General features: G+C 66.4%; 24 protein-coding genes. 3 read left to right on the top strand and 21 right to left on the bottom strand.

All coding sequences use genetic code 11. The annotated features are described in order from the left end of the window. Positions 1-27: 27 nt before the first annotated feature. Positions 28-570, top strand: a complete 543-nt coding sequence (locus tag IEY07_RS19835; RefSeq protein WP_188897134.1) for a dihydrofolate reductase family protein — start codon at positions 28-30, stop codon at positions 568-570. 12 nt (positions 571-582) lie between these two features. Here IEY07_RS19835 and IEY07_RS19830 read toward each other — a convergent pair whose 3' ends face one another. Beyond that, positions 583-1,053, bottom strand: a complete 471-nt coding sequence (locus tag IEY07_RS19830; protein ID WP_188897133.1) for a hypothetical protein — start codon at positions 1,051-1,053, stop codon at positions 583-585. Positions 1,054-1,176: 123 nt separating this feature from the next. Between IEY07_RS19830 and IEY07_RS19825 the strand changes: the two genes are divergently transcribed. Both IEY07_RS19825 and IEY07_RS19820 read left to right on the top strand, forming a co-directional pair. Continuing rightward, positions 1,177-1,851 (top strand): response regulator transcription factor, encoded by a 675-nt coding sequence (locus IEY07_RS19825; RefSeq protein ID WP_229670382.1) that lies wholly within the window; start codon positions 1,177-1,179, stop codon positions 1,849-1,851. After that, on the top strand, positions 1,848-3,233 hold the full coding sequence (locus IEY07_RS19820; RefSeq protein ID WP_229670381.1) for a HAMP domain-containing sensor histidine kinase: 1,386 nt from the start codon (positions 1,848-1,850) through the stop codon (positions 3,231-3,233). Before IEY07_RS19825 ends, IEY07_RS19820 begins: the two co-directional genes overlap by 4 nt. 9 nt (positions 3,234-3,242) lie before the next feature. Here the strand turns inward: IEY07_RS19820 and IEY07_RS19815 are convergent, their stop codons facing one another. From IEY07_RS19815 to rplN, 20 genes are all read right to left on the bottom strand, one after another. After that, on the bottom strand, positions 3,243-3,470 hold the full coding sequence (locus IEY07_RS19815) for a type II toxin-antitoxin system VapC family toxin (protein WP_188897131.1): 228 nt from the start codon (positions 3,468-3,470) through the stop codon (positions 3,243-3,245). Between the two features lie 555 nt (positions 3,471-4,025). Next, positions 4,026-6,131: a prolyl oligopeptidase family serine peptidase gene (locus tag IEY07_RS19810; RefSeq protein ID WP_229670380.1), complete on the bottom strand. Its 2,106-nt coding sequence runs from the start codon at positions 6,129-6,131 to the stop codon at positions 4,026-4,028. Between the two features lie 46 nt (positions 6,132-6,177). Then, positions 6,178-7,023 carry a phosphotransferase family protein gene (locus IEY07_RS19805; RefSeq protein ID WP_188897129.1) on the bottom strand — a complete coding sequence of 282 codons (846 nt, stop codon included), beginning with the start codon at positions 7,021-7,023 and terminating at the stop codon, positions 6,178-6,180. A gap of 1 nt (position 7,024) precedes the next feature. After that, positions 7,025-7,819, bottom strand: a complete 795-nt coding sequence (locus tag IEY07_RS19800; RefSeq protein WP_188897128.1) for an ABC transporter permease — start codon at positions 7,817-7,819, stop codon at positions 7,025-7,027. 2 nt (positions 7,820-7,821) lie between these two features. Then, the gene (locus IEY07_RS19795) at positions 7,822-8,664 is read right to left on the bottom strand and encodes an ABC transporter permease (RefSeq protein ID WP_188897127.1); all 843 of its coding nucleotides are present in this window, start codon (positions 8,662-8,664) and stop codon (positions 7,822-7,824) included. Then, positions 8,661-9,698 (bottom strand): ABC transporter ATP-binding protein, encoded by a 1,038-nt coding sequence (locus tag IEY07_RS19790; RefSeq protein WP_188897126.1) that lies wholly within the window; start codon positions 9,696-9,698, stop codon positions 8,661-8,663. Before IEY07_RS19790 ends, IEY07_RS19795 begins: the two co-directional genes overlap by 4 nt. Positions 9,699-9,766: 68 nt before the next feature. Beyond that, the gene (map, locus tag IEY07_RS19785; RefSeq protein WP_188897125.1) at positions 9,767-10,621 is read right to left on the bottom strand and encodes a type I methionyl aminopeptidase; all 855 of its coding nucleotides are present in this window, start codon (positions 10,619-10,621) and stop codon (positions 9,767-9,769) included. A gap of 19 nt (positions 10,622-10,640) precedes the next feature. Next, positions 10,641-11,471, bottom strand: a complete 831-nt coding sequence (locus IEY07_RS19780) for a class I SAM-dependent methyltransferase (RefSeq protein WP_188897124.1) — start codon at positions 11,469-11,471, stop codon at positions 10,641-10,643. A 73-nt stretch (positions 11,472-11,544) separates the two neighbouring features. Continuing rightward, entirely contained in the window at positions 11,545-12,120 is a 576-nt protein-coding gene (locus tag IEY07_RS19775; protein WP_188897123.1) for an adenylate kinase, read from the bottom strand. Continuing rightward, on the bottom strand, positions 12,120-13,433 hold the full coding sequence (secY, locus tag IEY07_RS19770; protein WP_188897122.1) for a preprotein translocase subunit SecY: 1,314 nt from the start codon (positions 13,431-13,433) through the stop codon (positions 12,120-12,122). The genes IEY07_RS19775 and secY overlap by 1 nt, the downstream gene beginning before the upstream one ends. 203 nt (positions 13,434-13,636) lie before the next feature. Further along, the gene (rplO, locus tag IEY07_RS19765) at positions 13,637-14,125 is read right to left on the bottom strand and encodes a 50S ribosomal protein L15 (RefSeq protein WP_188897121.1); all 489 of its coding nucleotides are present in this window, start codon (positions 14,123-14,125) and stop codon (positions 13,637-13,639) included. Positions 14,126-14,127: 2 nt separating this feature from the next. After that, a complete protein-coding gene (gene rpmD / locus IEY07_RS19760) occupies positions 14,128-14,313 on the bottom strand; it encodes a 50S ribosomal protein L30 (protein ID WP_188897120.1) in 186 nt (61 codons plus the stop codon). Next, complete coding sequence (gene rpsE / locus IEY07_RS19755) at positions 14,310-14,909, bottom strand: 30S ribosomal protein S5 (RefSeq protein ID WP_188897119.1); 600 nt, start codon at positions 14,907-14,909, stop codon at positions 14,310-14,312. Before rpsE ends, rpmD begins: the two co-directional genes overlap by 4 nt. A 36-nt stretch (positions 14,910-14,945) precedes the next feature. Continuing rightward, positions 14,946-15,347: a 50S ribosomal protein L18 gene (gene rplR, locus IEY07_RS19750; RefSeq protein ID WP_188897118.1), complete on the bottom strand. Its 402-nt coding sequence runs from the start codon at positions 15,345-15,347 to the stop codon at positions 14,946-14,948. Positions 15,348-15,349: 2 nt separating this feature from the next. Further along, positions 15,350-15,892, bottom strand: coding sequence for a 50S ribosomal protein L6 (gene rplF, locus IEY07_RS19745; RefSeq protein ID WP_188897117.1), 543 nt, complete (start codon positions 15,890-15,892; stop codon positions 15,350-15,352). Between the two features lie 31 nt (positions 15,893-15,923). Further along, positions 15,924-16,331, bottom strand: coding sequence for a 30S ribosomal protein S8 (gene rpsH, locus IEY07_RS19740; protein WP_188897116.1), 408 nt, complete (start codon positions 16,329-16,331; stop codon positions 15,924-15,926). Between the two features lie 88 nt (positions 16,332-16,419). Next, positions 16,420-16,605 carry a type Z 30S ribosomal protein S14 gene (locus IEY07_RS19735; protein ID WP_188897115.1) on the bottom strand — a complete coding sequence of 62 codons (186 nt, stop codon included), beginning with the start codon at positions 16,603-16,605 and terminating at the stop codon, positions 16,420-16,422. 16 nt (positions 16,606-16,621) lie between these two features. After that, positions 16,622-17,203, bottom strand: coding sequence for a 50S ribosomal protein L5 (rplE, locus tag IEY07_RS19730; RefSeq protein WP_188897114.1), 582 nt, complete (start codon positions 17,201-17,203; stop codon positions 16,622-16,624). Then, entirely contained in the window at positions 17,203-17,616 is a 414-nt protein-coding gene (rplX, locus tag IEY07_RS19725; protein WP_188897113.1) for a 50S ribosomal protein L24, read from the bottom strand. The genes rplE and rplX overlap by 1 nt, the downstream gene beginning before the upstream one ends. Further along, complete coding sequence (rplN, locus tag IEY07_RS19720; RefSeq protein WP_188897112.1) at positions 17,617-17,985, bottom strand: 50S ribosomal protein L14; 369 nt, start codon at positions 17,983-17,985, stop codon at positions 17,617-17,619. Positions 17,986-17,990 lie beyond the last annotated feature (5 nt).

The raw sequence follows: 17,990 nt of genomic DNA, 5'->3' as shown, positions 1-17,990 counted from the left end.
CGGCCACCAGTCCGAAGGAGAATGATCATGTCCCGCAAGGTCACCGCACACCTCTTCCACTCCGTCAACGGTGTCGTCGAGAGCCCGAATCTCTGGCAGTTCGACGCGTTCGGACCGGAGGAGGGCGAACTGATGGGCAAGACGATCGGCCCGGTCACCGACATGGTGATCGGCCGCAAGCTGTGGCAGGAGTGGTCGGAGTACTGGCCCGGCAGGGACGATCCGTTCGCCGCCTGGATCAATCCGGTCCGCAAGCACGTGGTCACGACGACGCTCACCGGGGACCTCGGTTGGAACAGCACCGTCGTCGACAATGACCCGGCAGCGTATGTGAGCAAGCTCAAGGAGACCGACGGCGGAGACATCTCGGTCGGCGGCGGAATCGAGACGATCCGCACGCTGTTCCTGGCCGGGGTGATCGACGCCCTGACGTTGACCACCCACCCGGTGGTCGTCGGCGAGGGCAGGAGACTCTTCGACGAGAGCGTTCCCGTCACCAGACTCGGGCTGGTCGACGCCATCACGACCAGCGCCGGGAACGCGATCCTGACTTACAACTTGCGACCCTGACCCGCCGGGAGATCAGCCCTTGAACGTGATCTTGTTAGCGGTAGCGGTCTTACCGCTCTGGGTCGCGACGAGATTCACCCGATCGCCCTTCTTGATCGCAGACGCTGAGGTCTTCGCGGGCTTCTTGCCCTTCGCCCGCTCACGGACGACGGTCTTGGAGTTGATCACGTACGACGCGCTGTAGCCGTCCTTGCTGGCGATCTTGATGCTGGTCGAACTGACCGAGCTGACGCTGCCGCGCTGCAGGTCAGCGACCCGGTGCTTCTTGCCTGCCAGGGTGAACTGGCCGTGCTCGGTGCGCTGGAGCAGGGTACGGGCCTTGTGTTGCTTCTGCGGGTGCGCCGCCGTCGAGGACGGTGACGTCGGAGTCGGCGACGGTGACGGATCGGCGGAGGCGATCCCGACTCCAGCTGCGGTGCCGATGGCGAGGACGGCCGTTGTCAGTCCGGCGCCGGCAAGGATGCGTGTGCTCGTTCTGGTCATGAAGCCATCTGAACGCGCTGCCGGCGCCCGGACCAGCAAAACGACCCGAGCTTCAGGAATCCTTCAGCGCACCGGGCATCGTTAAGGCCGGAGCGCACGGCAGCGCTCGGCACAATGGAAACCGTGGCAGTCTCACGTGTTGTGGTCGTGGAGGACTCCGAGGCCATCCGGGCCTCGGTGTGCGCTGCCCTGACCGCGCAAGGACTCGAGGTCGTCGGACTGCCCGACGGGACAGAGCTGGAAGCCGTTCTGGCCGGGCCACGCATCGACGTGATCATCCTCGATCTGATGCTGCCGGGCCGGGACGGTCTGGAACTGCTCGAGGTCGTACGACGAGTGAGTACTGCGGCGGTCCTGATCGTCACTGCGCGGGACTCAACCGCCGACCGCGTCACCGGGCTGATGCAGGGTGCCGACGACTACCTCGTCAAACCCTTCGCGATGAGCGAACTGCTGGCTCGGATCCAGGCGATCCTGAGGCGTACGCGTCCGGACGCCGGGGCGATCGTTGTCGGCGACCTGGAGATCAGCGCCGACGGCAGCACCGTCCGTCGCGGCCAGTGTGTGATCGACCTCACCCAGACCGAACGGCAAGTCCTCGACTACCTGGCAGCGCACCGGGACCAGGTGGTCAGCAAACTCCAGATCCTGACCGGAGTGTGGGGCTACGACGGTTTCGACCCGAACGTGGTCGAGGTGCACGTATCGACCTTGCGCCGCAAGCTCGAGGCCGACGACCGACCACGGCTGCTGCACACAGTGCGCGGCCGCGGCTACCGCCTGTCGGGCACGTCGTGACAGCTTCCCCGAAGCCGATCGACAACGTCGCCGGACTCCGGACCGGCTCCGTACGCCGCCACGTCGCCCTCGGGGTGATCGCCGTTCTGGCCGCGGTCCTGATCCTCCTGTCGGTGGCGATCAACGGCGTCTACAGCGTCCAATCCGAACGAAACCTGAATGCGCTGCTGTCCGGGCGCGCCCAGTTGGCACGGCAGCTGGCCCGCTCCGGGGTCGGGCCGCAGCAGATCATCAACCGCGTCACCGCCAACGGCGTCCAGGCCGAACTCACGTTGCGCAGCGGCCGCAGTTTCGCATCGTCGACGACACCTGATCTCGCCGCACCGGATATCCGCAGCCAGAAGGTCACACTGCGCGGACCGGGCCGGATCAACAACGCCAGGCTGGTGCTGGCCGTCGACACCTCGCTGGTGCAGGGCGCGCGGCAGACGTTGCGCCGACTGTTGGTAGTCGCCGGGCTGGCGGCCCTGCTGGTCAGTGCCGTGCTGGTGTTGATCATGGTCCGGCTGGCGTTGCGTCCGCTCGACGCTGTGGCCGGACTGGCGCACAGCATCACGGCCGGCAACCGCGGCGCCCGACTCCGACCGACCCGACCCGACACCGAGATCGGTCAGACAGCCCAGGCACTGGACGCCATGTTGGACGAACTCGAGGGCGCCGAGTCCCGGGCCCGCAGCGCCGAGGCGCAGAGCCAGCAGTTCCTGGCCGATGCGGCGCACGAACTCCGTACGCCGATCGCCGGTGTCCAAGCGGCTGCCGAGACCCTGCTCCACCAGTCCGAGCGGCTCGGAACCGAGGAGCGGCAGCGGCTTGAGGCATTGCTCGCCGGTGAGGCCCGACGGGCCGGACTGGTCGTGTCCGATCTCCTCGAGGCCGTCCGGCTTGAGTCCAGGCCCGACCTGCGGCCGGTGCCGACGGATCTGCGCGAGTTGGCCACGACCGAGATCGAACGGATCAGCATGCGGGCGCCATCGGTGACGGTCACCCTCGACGGCCCCTCGGTCGTGGCGATCTGCGACCCGGACCGGATAGCCGCGGTGCTGCGGAATCTCCTCGACAACGCGCTCCGGGCAGCCGGTGACGACGGTCGGATCACGGTCCGGGTGGCCGCCCCGCCAGATCCGGGCGCGGATTCGGCGGTGATCGATGTCGTCGACTCCGGTCCGGGCGTTCCGGGCCAGGATCGGGAGCGGATCTTCGACCGGATGGTCCGGCTGGACGCCGACCGGTCAGCAGGATCCGGAGGCTCGGGGTTGGGACTGGCCATCGCACGCGGCTGGGCCCGGGCACACGGCGGCGACCTCGTGTGCCTCGAGCCGGCCAACGGTCGCGGTGCACTCTTCCGGCTCACGCTCCCGATGGTGGCCGTGCCGATCACGTGATGACATCGATCAGACGAGTCTCATCGGCAGTCCGAGCGGCGAACAGCTTGCGTGCAGGCGCGTATCAGCCGTCACCAGCTCGGTGCCCTGGTCCAATGCGGTCAGGACGTAGACCGCGTCGTAGGTCGTCACCTGCCATTGCAGCGCAGCCTCGAGTGTGTGCGGCCATACCGCCGTCGAATCAAGAAGGTGAATCCCCAGATCAATCAACCACTTGAGCGCGACCGACGCGTCCACGACGAGCCCTGGAGTCATCGTCCGTCTCGGTCCTCACGGACGAGTTCGGCGGCTGTACCGGCCAGAAGTCGGAACTTGCCACCCTTCTCAACTTCCACCGCAGAAACAGGACGCGAACGTCCGCTAACGCAGCCAAACTGGGGCCATGCTCAGAATCGGATCGATCGTCTGGAACGCCCCCGACAACACCCGAGCCGCCGCCTTCTGGACCAAGGCCTCGGCTACGACCAGGACAACAACCCGGACTTCCCCCGAACCCGGCAACGCCGAGCAACGGGCGCGGAGTCTCGGCGCGCCCGACCGTTCCCAGAAGCACTTCCCGCACCGTGAACTGATGCGCAAGCGCGAGGCCGCGGCGTACGGGAATTGGTCGGCAAGGGTCAGGCGCACGGGATCCTGGTCTATGCGAACGGCGAACCGGTCGGCTGGTGCCACTTCGGCCGGACCGACGAGTTGCCGGTGCCCAGCGCGATACGCATCGCAGCGGCGACGCCTATCACCCCGGCGACTACGTCGTGATGCGCCGACAGGTCTGACCGGGCAACGCCTTGCCGATCACTCCTGGTCGGGCAGTACCAATCCCGTGTAGTGCGCGGCGAAGGCCAGCATGTCAGCCAACTCCGCCGCAACCATGGCGATCGGCTTGCCCATCCCGTGACCGGTCTGGGTCTCGATCCGCGCCAGGACCGGAGCATCGCCCTGCTGCGCCTGCTGCAGGGTGGCAGCGAATTTCAGGCTGTGCGCCGGAACCACCCGATCATCATGATCACCGGTCATGATCAACGTCGCGGGATAGTTCGCCGGTTTGATGTTGTGCAGCGGCGAATAGGCCAGGCCGATCTCGAAGTCCTCCGGATCGTCGGGATTGCCGTAATCGGAAGTCCAAGCGGCGCCGGCGGTGAACTTGTGGAACCTCAGGATGTCCATCACGCCCACACCCGGCAGCGCAACCGCAGCAAGATCAGGACGCTGGGTCATGGTCGCCCCGACCAGCAGGCCGCCGTTACTGCGGCCATGGATGGCGAGTTGATCATGACTGGTGACGCCGGTCTCGATCAGGTGCTCGCCGATCGCGATGAAGTCGTCGAACACGTTCTGTTTGTTGGCCAGCCGGCCGCCCTCGTACCAGGAGCGGCCGTACTCGGTGCCGCCGCGCAGGTTGGCGATCGCGATCACTCCGCCGGCGGTCAGCCAACCCGGCCAGACCGGGCGGTAGTCGGCCTCGACCGGAATGGTGAAGCCGCCGTAGCCGTAGAGGAGCGTGGGACGCGGCCCTTCGACAGGCTCAGGGCTCTGCGGAGTGATCAGGAAGTACGGCACTTCGGTGCCGTCCTTGCTGGTCGCCCGGCGCCGCTCGACGCGTACCTCAGGCGGGATGAATCCGGCGCCGGAGGGAACAAGATCGTCCAGCACCTCGACCGCACCGCTGCCGGTCTGCACCCGGTAGGCGCGGGTCGGCGAGGTCACCGTCGACAGCCCGACGAACCATTCGTCGGAATCCGGATCGGCCCACCAACCGACCACCGATCCGCCGGTCACGTCGACGGCGCCGAGTTCGGTGCCGTCCAGGCCGTAGCGGGTGATCACCGGCTGTACGTCGACCAGCCGCAGCACCAGCAGCTCGTCGCCGGCCGCGGCGGTCCCGACCGCCGAGTCCTCGGTCTCGGCAATCAGCTCGGTGAGTTCAAGCTCGCCCGTCTTCTCGTACGCCGCCAGATCAAGCTCCACGATCCGACCACGGTCAGCTTCGAAGTCGGTGTAGAGAATGATCGTGTCGCCGTCGCTGCGGACGAAGTCGAATTCGGCGTACGCCTTGTCGATGATCTTGATCGGCTCGGACAGCGTGTTCCTGCCGTCTGCCTCGGTGATCCGATAGACCCAGAGCCGGTTGACCCGCTCGGTGCCCTCGACCAGATAGAGCACGACGTACTTCTTGTCCGACGACACCTCAGCACCGACGAAGCCCTGGTTGTATTCCGCCCGGACGTCGACGACGACCTCGTCGGACTCCTCCGGTTCGCCGACCCGGTGCAGCTTCAGGACGCCCGTCTTCACCTGGCCCGCCTGGGACCCGTCGGCACGACCCTCGTGCGGCACCGACGAGTAGAGGAAACTGCTGTTGTCGGGCAGCCACGTCGCACCGGAGAACTTCGTCTGGATCGCTGCGTCGCTGACATGCTCGCCGGTGCCGAGCTCGATCAGTTTGAAATCGACCCAGTCGCTGCCGCCCTCGCTGACGGTGTAGTTGAGGTAGTGGCCGTCCTTGCTCACAGTGAAACCGCGGATCGAGGTGGTGCCGTCGTCGGACAGGGTGTTGGGATCGAGCACGAGCCGGCCACCGGCGCGCAGCTCCTCGAGAGTGTCGGCGACGAACCATTGGTCCTGGTTGCGGGTCCCGTCGTTGCGGTTGACGAAGTACTTGCCGCCGCGCTTGCTGGGCACGCCGGCCCGCGGACGTCGGACGATCTTGTTCATCAGCTCGGTGAACCAGGCCCGCTCGGTGATCCCGGCGAAGGCCTCTTCGGTGTAAAGATTCTGCCGCCGCACCCAGTCCCGGGTCTCATCAGAATCCGGATCCTCCAGCCAGCGGTACGGATCAGCGATGGTCCGGCCGTGCAGGGTCTCGGCGAAGTCGCTGAAGCGGGACTCGGGATATGCCATGCGCACAGCCTGCCATTGCCCGGGGCCGGGCTGCGACCCGGTTCCGTCAGGTCAGGTACGGCGCGGGATCCCGGCCCTCCTCGAGCGCATCCGAGACGTTTTCCATCACAAGCGCGGCGGCGGCCACACCAAGATCGATCTCGTGACCGGTCCTGGCCGCGTACGCACTGGCGATCCGGGCGGCCAGTTCACGCGAATCGCCCAGCAGATAACGGAATTCGAAGCTCGGGTCGCCGGTGCAGACGCACGAGAAGTCCCACACGCCGGAGAGCCGGCCCAATGGCGCGTCCAGGACGAGATTGCCGAGGTGGAAGTCGTCATGCAGCAGCACCCGGCGGGCGGGTCGCGCGGCCAGTCGCTCCCCCAACTCCTGACGCACCCGGTTGTAGCGCGAACGCAGCCCGACCGGCAGTCGCTCAGCAGTCGTGTCGACGCCACCCCGGTCGATCGATGGCACGGCGAGTTCGGTGATCTCGTCCTCGCTCAGGGCGTCGTGCATCGCGGCCAGGAAACGGCCGAAGCTCCCGGCGCTCCGGTCCCGGGTCAGTGGATCGGCGGCCTCGAACCCTGTGACATCCAGTCCGGCGCCGTCCAGCCGCCGGTAGACGGCGAACCTTGTCCGCCGCCCGGTGCGGATGATCTTGGGGATCGGCACCGGAAGTCGATCATGGAGCAGCTCGAGCAGCCGCATCTCCCTGTCGAACGCGACCTCATCATCGCGCGGGAACCGGACGATCCAGCCGTCGGCGGTGTCCAGCACGACGTTCTCCCAGCCGACCTTGGACTCCGAGCTGTCGAGATCGATCTCCAGCTCGGCCTCCAGGCCATCGGCCCGGGCGAGCTTGATCAATTCGTCCCGGTGCTGGTCGGGACGCAGCGGCGCACCCGGCATCTCAGTTCCCCACCCCCTGATAGTGGTTCAGTCCGCGTCGCCAGACGATCGAGGCGGCGAGCGCGGATGCCCCGGCGGCGATCAGTGGGGTCGTCGCCCACCAGCCCGGTGAATCCCCCACCCCCAGCACCAGCCGGCTCGGGTAGTAGCTGATCAAACCGTACGGCAGGATGACGGTGATCACGATCCGGATCCCGGCGCCGTAGACGTCCAGCGGGAATTTCGCGAAGTCGCGCATCAACGCGACCAGAGTGGGGAAGGCGCTCTGCGCCGACGGCTCCCAGAAGGCGATCATGTTGGTCAGGAAGCTGATCGAAGCAGTCAGGACCGTGCCACACAGGATGGTCAGCACCAGGACCGGGACCGACCACCAGGTCCAGCCGACATCCGAACGTGCCAGGCCCAGGACCAACACGACCAGTCCGAGGCTGGTGTTGCCGATGCCGTGGATGGACGCCAGCGCGGTGAACTGCTGCAGCGCCGGCGGGATCGGACGCACCAGGACGCGGTCGAACGACCCGTCGTTGACATCGGCGCGCAATTTCCAGACGCCGTCGGCGAACATCTCCCGGATTCCGTCGGCGGCCATCACCAGACCCTGCAGGACGAGGATCTGCCACAGCGACCAGCCGCCGAGTGAGGTCACGTGGCCGAAGAAGGTCAGCAGGAAGACGATACTGACCAACTGCTGCAGGATCGCGCCGACCGCGGCGATCCAGAAGTCGGCCCTGTACTCCAATGCCGAACGCAACTGCACCAACTGCAGCCGGAAGAAGATCCTCAGCAACCTGACCATGATCAACCGCCCTGGATCTCGACGACCCGGAATGCTCGTTTCCAGGCCAGATTGGCGACGATCCAGAGCGCCACCAGCCAGATCGCTTGCAGGCCGATCAGCCCGACTGCGTCCCAGCCACCCGACTTGCCGAGGTAGAACTCCAGCGGCGTTGACACGATGCCGCGCAACGGCAGCACCTTGGCGATGAACTGTAGCCAGCCGGGCATCAGCGCAAGCGGCACGATCGTGCCGGAGAGGATCTGCATGATCGCCTGCTGGGACCACATCAACCCCATGCCGTTGAGCGTCCAGAAGGTCAGCAGTGACACCAGGAAGACGACCAGGACCTTGGTGAGGAAGCCGATGATCAACGCCAGCACGAAGAGCAGTGCCGATGCGACGGTGGCCGGCGCCTGGATGTGCAGGAACACCAGGCCGATCACCAGCGTGAAGATCATGCTGATGCCACCCTCGACGACCGTGAACCCCAGCGCCCGGGCCAGCTGGGTGGTGCAGTAGTTGAGCGGCCGGACCATCTCGAAGACCACGTCGCCGGTCCGGATAGCGGCCATCATCGCCGTCCCGGTCCGCCAGCCGACCAAGGCGTTGATGCCGTACGCGATCACCACGTAGGTACGCATCTGGTCCCAGCTCAGCCCGGCGATCGACGCCCGACCGGAGTAGGCCGCCCGCCACAGGTAGTAGAGGATGATCACCCAGATGAAGGTCAGTCCGACGTTGAAGAACGTCGTGATCCGGTAGGCGATCGCCTGCTGCAAGGTGGTCCGTGCCAGCGACAGGTACTTCGAGCCCGGTGTCGTACGGCCTCGCCAGGCCGGGGTATTGGAGCCGATCGCGGTCACCGGGTGATCTCCTGGTCCGCGGGGTGGAAGGTGAGGTTGCCTTCGTACAGCCGGCGCACGATCGATTCGGCCGAGGTCTCCTCCAGAGCAAGATCGACAACCGGCAGTGCCACGGCAAGTTCCTTGATCACTTCGCCGGAGCTGATCGAGCGGCTGTCGAAGGTGACCACCAGCCCGGTCGCGGTCTCATCGATCACCGGCTGCACCCGGGCCAGCGCCGCACCGGCCCGTGCCGCCGCGTCGGTGGCTCCGTCGGCGAGGGTCACCACCACCTTCTGCTCCCAGCCGAAGCGGCGGGTGACCTCGGCGAACGCGCCGTCGTAGACGATGTGGCCCTTGTCGATCATGATCATCCGGGGGCACAACTCCTCGATATCGCCGAGGTCATGGGAGGTCAACAGCACCGTCAACCCGCGCTGGGCCCGCATGCTGCCGACGAATTCCCGGAGTCGGGCCTTGACCGCGACGTCCAGGCCGATCGTCGGCTCGTCGAGGAACAGCACCCGCGGCGAATGCACCAGGGCTGCACCGAGATCGCAGCGCATCCGCTGGCCCAGCGAGAGCTGCCGGGCCGGCACGCCGAGCAGCGGACCAAGATCGAGTACGTCGACCAACTCGTCCATCGTGCGCCGGTACGCGGCGTCCGGGACCGAATAGATGTCGCCGAGCAGCCGGAAGGACTCGAGCACCGGGATGTCCCACCACAGCTGGGTCCGCTGCCCGAACACCACACTGATGTTGCGGGCGTTGGCCTGCCGGTCGACGTGCGGGCGGACACCGCACACCTGCACCCGGCCGGCCGACGGGACGAGGATCCCGGTCAGCAGCTTGATGGTGGTCGACTTGCCGGCACCGTTCGGGCCGACGTAGGCGACCGACTCACCCTCGTCGATGCTCAGGTCGACGCCCTCGACCGCGGTCACCGTCTCGTGCCGCGGACGCAGCAGGTGGCGGACGGCTCCGGCCAGGCCCGGGCCCTTCTTGGGACGTCGGAACTGCTTCACCAGACCTTCGGCGCTGACGATCGGGGACATGGTCTGTGACCTTAGCGGCGGTCCCGCGCATCAGCAGGTGATTTGCGCCGGCCGCCTCGTCGATGTGATCAATTCGCAAGCGGGCCGAAGGGCAGGCCACGGCGCCCCAGTTCGGCCTCACCGCCATCCTCGGCCGTCAATACCCAGATCCCGTGATCAGTGAGGGTGATCGTGTGTTCCCAGTGCGCAGCAGGACTGCCGTCGTCGGTGATCACGGTCCAGCCGTCGGCGGCAACGTGGTTGTCGGCCGATCCGAGCGTGATCATCGGCTCGATCGCCAGCGCCAGGCCGCGTCGGATCTTGGTTCCCCGGCCGGCGCGACCGACATTGGGCACGTCGGGATCCTGGTGCATCGCCGACCCGATCCCGTGACCGACGTACTCGGTGACGATCCCGTACGACCGCCCGTGCTCGACCTCCAGCGCGTCGATGCGATCTTCCACGGCTGCTGAGATGTCGCCGACCCGGCCACCGAGCCGGGCGACACCGATCCCCATCCACAGCGCGTCCCGGGTGCCCTCGCTCAGCTGTTCCCGCTCCGGCGCGAGCTCGCCGACTCCGACCGTGATCGCGGCGTCGCCGTGCCAACCGTCGACGATTGCGCCGCAGTCGACGGAGATCAGGTCTCCCGACTGCAACCGCCGGTCGCCCGGGATGCCGTGGATGATCTCGTCGTTGACCGACGTACAGATCACGCCCGGGAATCCGGGACGGTCGCGATCCGCGCCGTAGCCGAGGAAGGACGGTTGCGCGCCGGCGGAGCTGATCACCTCAGCGGCGACCTGATCCAGTTCGGCCGTGCTGACGCCCGGGCGGACCTGATCGCGCACGGCCGTCAGCGTACGAGCGACGACCAGACCGGCGCGACGCATCACCAGCAGTTGTTCGGTGGTCTTGATCTCGGGCTTCGGGCGGCCGAACATCATCCGACCCGGCCGAACGTCATCGGACCACCGCTGACAGCACGTGGGCGCCACCGGACTCGCCGTCCGACGGCAGACCGAGGAACCGGGTCCGGATCACATCGCGGTCCAGGTCGACGATCTGGTTGAATCCGAGCCTGCCCAGGAGGTCGTGCAGTTCGGCGGTGTCGAAGGTCGCGACCATCGGCTCACCGGCCCTGCCGACCCGGGCCGAGAAGCGCTCGCGCGCCAACCGGCCGCCCTCGGAGAGCTGATCGGCCGGATTGGTGTAGTCGAAGACCACCTCGGATCCGGATATGTCGGCAATCGTGCGCAGCGTCTGCCGGACGGCCTCGGGCGTCAGATACGGAACGACGCCCAGCCACAGGAAGAACGCAGGCCGACCGGTGTCGAATCCGGACTCGACCAGACGGGCCAGCAGGTCGTCGTCGGCCTCGAAGTCGACACCCACCCGGTGCAGGGTCGACGGTTCGACGATCCCGGCTGCTGCCAGCTGCTGCTGTTTCCAGGCGCCGGTGGCCGGGAAGTCGACCTCGTAGCAGGCCACGTCCGGGAAGGGGTTGCGATAGGCGAAAGTGTCCAGGCCGGCACCCAGGATCACCACCTGCCGGGTGCCGCGCTCGATCGCACCCGCCAGCCGGTCCTCACCGAACCGGTGGCGTACGGCGATCATGATCCGCAACGGCTTCCGGTCCACATATCGGCCGGAGGCGACCACCTCGTCGTAGTCGGTGCCGAGGATCCGCCAGGCCAGCGGATCGCGGAAGACCCTGCCGCCCTCCAACTGCTGGTGCATCGCCCGATGCATCGCGGCCCCGTACGCCGTCCTGCTCGGCTCACCCGCGCGCATCAGCAGCCCCTACAGCCACACCGGAAGTCGAGTTGTCGCGAGTTCCGCCGACCGGGGGCATCAGCGATACCGCTCAGGCAGTGGCGACCTGATCCAGCGCGGCGAAGATGCGCTGGGTGATCTCACTGACCTCGCCGACACCGTCGACCTCGACCAGCAGACCACGGTCGCGGTAGACGTCGAGCAGCGGCGAGGTCTCGTCGAGATACTTCTGCTGCCGGATCCGGATGGCTTCCTCGCTGTCGTCATCGCGGCCCTCGGACTCGGCCCGCTTGCGCAGCCGCTCCACCAGCTCGTCGATGTCGACCTTCAGCGAGAGCACCACATCGAGCGCGACGCCACCTTGCTCGAGGACCTCGTCGAGAGCCTCGACCTGACCCAGCGTGCGCGGGTAGCCGTCCAGCAGGAACCCCTTGGCGCAATCGTCCTCGGCCAGCCGGTCGGCGACGATCGCGTTGGTGATGTCGTCACCGACGTAGCCACCGTCGGCCATGATCCGCCTGACCTCCAGGCCAAGTGGCGTACCGGCGGAGACGTTGGACCGGAAGATGTCACCGGTGGAGATCGCCGGGATGTCGAAGTGTTCGGCGATCGACTTGGCCTGGGTGCCCTTGCCCGCCCCCGGCGGGCCCATGATCAGAAGACGCATCAGCGGAGGAATCCTTCATAGTTTCGTTGCTGCAGCTGGCTCTCGATCTGCTTGACGGTGTCCAGTCCGACGCCCACGATGATCAGCAGCGAGGTGCCGCCGAACGGGAAGTTCTGGGTGCTCTGGGTGTTCAGCAGTGCGATCGCGAGCATCGGCAGCAAGGCGATGATGCCCAGATACAGCGAGCCCGGCAGCGTCAGCCGGTTCAGCACGTACGACAGGTAGTTCTGCGTCGGCCGACCGGCACGGATACCGGGGATGAACCCGCCGTACTTCTTCATGTTGTCGGCGACTTCTTCAGGGTTGAAGGTGATCGACACGTAGAAGTAGGCGAAGAAGATGATGAGCAGGAAGTAGATCGCCATGTAGATCGGGTGATCACCCTTGAGCATGTTGGCGTTGATCCAGGAAGCACCCCAGCCGTTCGGCCGGAACTGTGCATAGAGCTGCGGGATGTAGAGCAGCGACGAAGCGAAGATGACCGGGATGACGCCGGCCTGGTTGACCTTCAGCGGGATGTAGGTGGTGGTGCCGCCCAGGACCCGCCGGCCGACCATCCGCTTGGCGTATTGCACCGGGATCCGGCGCTGGGCCTGTTCGATGAAGATGACGGCCAGCATGACCGCAAGACCGACGAGGATAACCAGGAAGAAGACCACCCAGCCGGTGCTGCCGGCGTGGCCCTGCTTGATCGCCCACAGGGTCTGCGGGAACGCGGCGCAGATCTGAGTGAAGATCAGCACCGACATGCCGTTGCCGACACCGCGTTCGGTGATCAGCTCACCCAGCCACATGATGACGCCGGTGCCCGCAGTCATGGTGAGGATCATCACCACGATCGGGAAGATGCCGGTGTCGTGCAGCAAGCCGGTGCAGTTGGTGAAGAGCTGATCGTTGCGGGCCAGGGTGATGAAGGTGGTCGACTGCAGCACGCCGAGCACCAGGGTCAGATACCGGGTGTAGCCGGTGATCTTGTTCTGCCCGGACTGGCCTTCCTTCTTGAGGGCCTCCAGTCGGGGGATGACCACCGTCAGCAACTGCAGGATGATGCTCGCGGTGATGTACGGCATGATGCCGAGCGCGAAGATCGCCAATTGCAGCAGCGCGCCACCGGAGAACAGCGAGAGCAGCGAGTAGAGCCCCGCCTGGGCGCCGGTCTGGGCTGCGGTGGCGCAGGTGTGGAGTTGGCCGACGTTGACGTTGGGTACCGGGACGACGGAGCCGATCCGGTAGACGACGATGATCCCGAGGGTGAACAGGAGCTTCTTGCGCAGGTCGGGCGACCTGAAAGCCCCGGCGAAGGCGGTGAGCAAACTGATTCCTTCTCTCTGCTGCGACCCGTCCGGATCAGACTCGATCGGTCACCCGGGTGCGATTCCGGATTTCGTCACCGAACCGCTCGACAATATCAAGCGGGAGCCCGGAACCAAGACTTACGGCTGAGGGCTGGTACAGATGAGGGGACGGACTCCACAGGTGGAGCCGTCCCCTCACATGTCCAGGCGGGTCCGAAGCCTCAGAGTTCGGTGGTGCTGCCGCCCGCGGCAGCGATCTTGTCCTTGGCGGAGGCAGAGAACTTGTGCGCGCTGACCTGGACCGCGACGCTCACCTCGCCCGAGCCGAGCACCTTGACCGGCAGGCCGGCCCGCACGGCGCCCTTGGCGACCAGATTCTCCGGGTTGACCTCTCCGCCCTCGGGATAGAGGGCCGAGATCCGGTCCAGGTTGACGACCTGGTACTCGGTCCGGAACGGGTTGATGAAGCCGCGCAGCTTCGGGGTCCGCATGTGCAGCGGCATCTGGCCACCCTCGAATGCCTCGGGGATGGTGTTGCGGGCCTTGGAGCCCTTGGTGCCGCGGCCGGCGGTCTTGCCCTTGGAGCCCTCACCACGACCGACCCGGGTCTTGGCCTTGTGGGCCCCCGGAGCCGGGCGAAGGTGATGGACCTTGAGCCCGGTCGCCCCATTGCTCTGGGACTTGGGGGCCTCAGTCTCTTCGTTGGCCATAATCAGTCGACCTCCTCGACGGTGACCAGATGGCGCACCGTCGCGATCATGCCTCGTACGGTTGGGGTGTCCTCGTGGGCGGAAACGTCACCGATCCGCTTCAGGCCGAGCGTCCGCAGCGTATCCCGCTGGTTCTGCTTGCCACCGATCGTGGACTTGGTCTGGGTGACCTTCAGCCGGGTGCTCATACGTGAGCCCCCTCTCGGGTTCCGGCCGCCCGTGCCTTGAGCAGCGCCGCCGGGGTGACATCCTCCAGCGACTTGCCGCGCCGGCGGGCCACCTCCTCGGGCTCCTCGAGCATCTGCAGGGCCGCGACGGTCGCATGCACCACGTTGATGGCGTTGGCCGAGCCCAGCGACTTGGCGAGCACGTCGTGCACACCCGCCGCCTCGAGCACTGCGCGGCAGGCGCCGCCGGCGATCACGCCGGTACCGGGGGAAGCCGGACGCAGCATGACCACGCCGGCAGCCTTCTCACCCTGGACGGGATGCGGGATGGTGCCCTGGATCCGCGGCACGTGGAAGAAGTGCTTCTTGGCCTCTTCAACGCCCTTGGCGATCGCGGCCGGCACCTCTTTGGCCTTGCCGTAGCCGATGCCGACGGAGCCGTCGCCGTCGCCGACAACGACCAGCGCGGTGAAGCTGAACCGGCGACCACCCTTGACGACCTTGGCCACGCGGTTGATCGCGACGACCTTCTCGACGTAGTTGCTCTTGTCCTGGCCCTGACCTCGGCGGTCACCACCGCGGCGGTCTCCGCCGCCTCGACGCTGTGATCCACTCATTTCAAATACCTCTCAGTCTTCCTCGTCAGGACCGTCTCAGAACCCAAGGCCCTGTTCGCGGGCGGCATCAGCCAGCGCCGCGATCCGGCCGTGGTACTTGTTGCCGGCCCGGTCGAAGACGACCTGCTCGACACCGGCGGCCTTGGCCCGCTCGGCGACCAGTTGGCCGACCTGCCGTGCTTTCTCGGTCTTGGTGGCCTTCTCGGTCTTGTCGCCCTCGACTCCGCGCAGGGCGGTCTCCATCGTGGACGCGTAGGCCAGCGTGTGGCCGCGGGTGTCATCGATCACCTGGGCACTGATGTGCTTGGCGGACCGGGTGATCACCAGGCGCGGCCGCTCGGCCTCGCCGAAGATCCGCTTCCGGCCGCGCAGCTGGCGGCGCAGGCGCGATGCCGTGCGACCAGCGGTGTGCTTGCGCGCAGACAGGGAAACAGCCATCGTCACTTACCAGCCTTTCCGACCTTGCGGCGGACGATCTCGCCCTCGTACCGCACACCCTTGCCCTTGTACGGCTCGGGCTTGCGAAGCTTGCGGATATTGGCCGCAACCTCGCCCACCTGCTGCTTGTCGATACCAGCCACCGAGAACCTGGTCGGCGACTCGACGGCGAAGGTGATGCCCTCCGGCGCCTTGATGTTGATCGGGTGGCTGTAGCCCAGGTTGAACTCCAGCTCCGTCGGACCCTTGGAGATCACCCGGTAACCGACGCCGACGATCTCCAGCTTCTTGGAGTAACCCTCCGAGACGCCGGTGACCATGTTGGCGACCAGGGTGCGGGACAGACCGTGCAGGGACTTGGACTCCCGCTCGTCGTCCGGCCGACCCAGCACCAGCTGGCCGTCCTCGCCACGCTCGATCGTGATCGGGTTGACGACCGTGTGCTGCAGCTGGCCCTTGGGGCCCTTCACCGAGACCACGGAGCCGTCGATGGTCACCTCGACCCCGGACGGCACCGGAACCGGAACCTTGCCAATGCGTGACATGTTCGCTAGTCCTTTCTTCTTGGTCTCGTGCTCACCAGACGTAGGCGAGGACTTCTCCGCCTACCCTGCGAACGTGTGCTTGCTTGTCGGTCAGCAGGCCGCCCGACGTGGAGATGATGGCGATACCCAGGCCGCCGAGAACCTTCGGCAGGTTCGTCGACTTGGCATACACCCGAAGACCCGGCTTGGAGATCCGACGGATGCCGGAGATCGACCGCTCGCGGTTCTGGCCGTACTTGAGGTTGATCAGCAGGGACTTGCCGACCTCACCCTCGGCAGGCTCCTTGACCTCGAAGCCGGCGATGTAGCCCTCTTCGGTGAGGATCTGGGCGATCCCGACCTTGATCGTCGAGGACGGCATCACGGCCGTGTCGTGGTACGCCCTGGAGGCGTTCCGTACGCGGGTCAGCATGTCCGCGATCGGATCTGTCATGGTCATTGGTGGTTGTTCCTTCTCGAGTGGTTTCCGCGCCGGCGATTCAGCTCGACGGGACCTGTCTCGCTGTATGGGTCTTGGGTTTGGTGGATCACCAGGAGGACTTGGTGATGCCCGGCAGCTCGCCGGCATGCGCCATCGTCCGCAGGCAGATCCGGCACAGCCCGAACTTGCGGTAGACCGCTTTGGGCCGTCCGCACTTCTGGCAGCGGGTGTAGGCACGGACGCCGAACTTCGGCTTACGAGCCTGCTTGACCCTCAGTGCTGTCTTCGCCACGAAAGTTCTTCCTAACTCAGTTGGCCTGGAACGGGAAGCCGAGATGCCGCAGCAATGCCCGGCCCTCGTCGTCGGTGGTCGCCGTGGTCACGAAGGTGATGTCCATCCCCCGCACCCGGTCGATCTTGTCCTGATCGATCTCGTGGAACATGACCTGCTCACTCAGACCGAAGGTGTAGTTGCCGTTGCCGTCGAACTGGCGCGGCGACAGACCACGAAAGTCACGGATCCGCGGCAGTGCCAGGGTCAGCAGCCGGTCGGCGAACTCCCACATCCGATTGCCCCGCAGGGTCACGTGGCAGCCGATCGGCTGACCCTCGCGCAGCCGGAACTGTGCGACGGACTTGCGGGCCCGGGTGATCTGCGGCTTCTGCCCGGTGATCGTGGTCAGGTCGCGTACGGCGCCGTCCATGATCTTGGAGTCGCGAGCGGCGTCGCCGACACCCATGTTGACCACGATCTTGGTCAGCCGCGGGATCAGCATCGGGTTGGCGAAGGTGAACTCGTCCTGCAGAGCCGGCGCGATCGCGTCGGCGTAGCGCTGCTTCAGCCGCGGCACGTAATGCTCTGTTGATGAGTCAACGGTTGCGCTGGTCATCAGATCTCCTCCCCGGTCTTGCGCGCGATCCGCACCGACCGGAATGTGGTGTACTCAGTGCCGTCGGGGCGACGCTTGGTCACCTCGTCGCGGCGGTGGCCGATCCGGGTGGCGACCTCGTTGCCGTCACCGTCCTTGACCAGCAGGGCCACGTTCGACACGTGCACGGGTGCCTCGCTGGAGACGATCCCGCCCTGGGTCCGCTGGCCACTCTGCGGCTGCGCGGACGTGTCCTTGAGATGCCGCTTGACGATGTTCACACCCGAAACCGTGACCAACTCACGATCGGGCTGCACCGCCAGCACCTCGCCGACCAGGCCCTTGTCCTTGCCGGACAGCACCTTGACGCGGTCACCCTTGCGGATGTCGACCTTGCCGTGCGCGCGGGTCGTCGTATGGCTGACCTTCGCCATTCAGATCACCTCCGGAGCGAGCGAGATGATGCGCATGAAGCGCTTCTCGCGGAGCTCCCGGCCCACCGGGCCGAAGATACGAGTGCCGCGCGGCTCACCGTCGTTACGCAGGATCACTGCGGCGTTCTCATCGAACTTGATGTACGAACCGTCCGGGCGACGACGCTCCTTGACGGTGCGGACGACGACGGCCTTGACGACCTCGCCCTTCTTGACGTTGCCGCCAGGGATCGCGTCCTTGACCGTGGCGACGATCTGATCGCCGATACCGGCGTAGCGACGGCCGGAACCGCCGAGCACCCGGATGCACAAGATCTCCTTGGCACCCGTGTTGTCGGCGACCTTGAGCCGCGACTCCTGCTGGATCATTTCCT

The sequence above is a fragment of the Microlunatus endophyticus genome, from assembly GCF_014646195.1.
Lineage (GTDB): Bacteria > Actinomycetota > Actinomycetes > Propionibacteriales > Propionibacteriaceae > Microlunatus > Microlunatus endophyticus.
This window is presented reverse-complemented; position numbering and strand designations above follow the sequence as displayed.

What these genes read in the sequence shown, in the direction of transcription:
- IEY07_RS19835 (WP_188897134.1), top strand. Translation starts at nt 28, where the DNA reads ATGTCCCGCAAGGTCACCGCACACCTCTTCCACTCCGTCAACGGTGTC.
- IEY07_RS19830 (WP_188897133.1), bottom strand. Translation starts at nt 1,053, where the DNA reads ATGACCAGAACGAGCACACGCATCCTTGCCGGCGCCGGACTGACAACG.
- IEY07_RS19810 (WP_229670380.1), bottom strand. Translation starts at nt 6,131, where the DNA reads ATGGCATATCCCGAGTCCCGCTTCAGCGACTTCGCCGAGACCCTGCAC.
- IEY07_RS19805 (WP_188897129.1), bottom strand. Translation starts at nt 7,023, where the DNA reads ATGCCGGGTGCGCCGCTGCGTCCCGACCAGCACCGGGACGAATTGATC.
- IEY07_RS19800 (WP_188897128.1), bottom strand. Translation starts at nt 7,819, where the DNA reads ATGGTCAGGTTGCTGAGGATCTTCTTCCGGCTGCAGTTGGTGCAGTTG.
- IEY07_RS19790 (WP_188897126.1), bottom strand. Translation starts at nt 9,698, where the DNA reads ATGTCCCCGATCGTCAGCGCCGAAGGTCTGGTGAAGCAGTTCCGACGT.
- map (WP_188897125.1), bottom strand. Translation starts at nt 10,621, where the DNA reads ATGTTCGGCCGCCCGAAGCCCGAGATCAAGACCACCGAACAACTGCTG.
- IEY07_RS19780 (WP_188897124.1), bottom strand. Translation starts at nt 11,471, where the DNA reads ATGCGCGCGGGTGAGCCGAGCAGGACGGCGTACGGGGCCGCGATGCAT.
- IEY07_RS19775 (WP_188897123.1), bottom strand. Translation starts at nt 12,120, where the DNA reads ATGCGTCTTCTGATCATGGGCCCGCCGGGGGCGGGCAAGGGCACCCAG.
- rplO (WP_188897121.1), bottom strand. Translation starts at nt 14,125, where the DNA reads ATGGCCAACGAAGAGACTGAGGCCCCCAAGTCCCAGAGCAATGGGGCG.
- rpmD (WP_188897120.1), bottom strand. Translation starts at nt 14,313, where the DNA reads ATGAGCACCCGGCTGAAGGTCACCCAGACCAAGTCCACGATCGGTGGC.
- rpsE (WP_188897119.1), bottom strand. Translation starts at nt 14,909, where the DNA reads ATGAGTGGATCACAGCGTCGAGGCGGCGGAGACCGCCGCGGTGGTGAC.
- rplR (WP_188897118.1), bottom strand. Translation starts at nt 15,347, where the DNA reads ATGGCTGTTTCCCTGTCTGCGCGCAAGCACACCGCTGGTCGCACGGCA.
- rplF (WP_188897117.1), bottom strand. Translation starts at nt 15,892, where the DNA reads ATGTCACGCATTGGCAAGGTTCCGGTTCCGGTGCCGTCCGGGGTCGAG.
- rpsH (WP_188897116.1), bottom strand. Translation starts at nt 16,331, where the DNA reads ATGACCATGACAGATCCGATCGCGGACATGCTGACCCGCGTACGGAAC.
- rplE (WP_188897114.1), bottom strand. Translation starts at nt 17,203, where the DNA reads ATGACCAGCGCAACCGTTGACTCATCAACAGAGCATTACGTGCCGCGG.
- rplX (WP_188897113.1), bottom strand. Translation starts at nt 17,616, where the DNA reads ATGGCGAAGGTCAGCCATACGACGACCCGCGCGCACGGCAAGGTCGAC.
- rplN (WP_188897112.1), bottom strand. Translation starts at nt 17,985, where the DNA reads ATGATCCAGCAGGAGTCGCGGCTCAAGGTCGCCGACAACACGGGTGCC.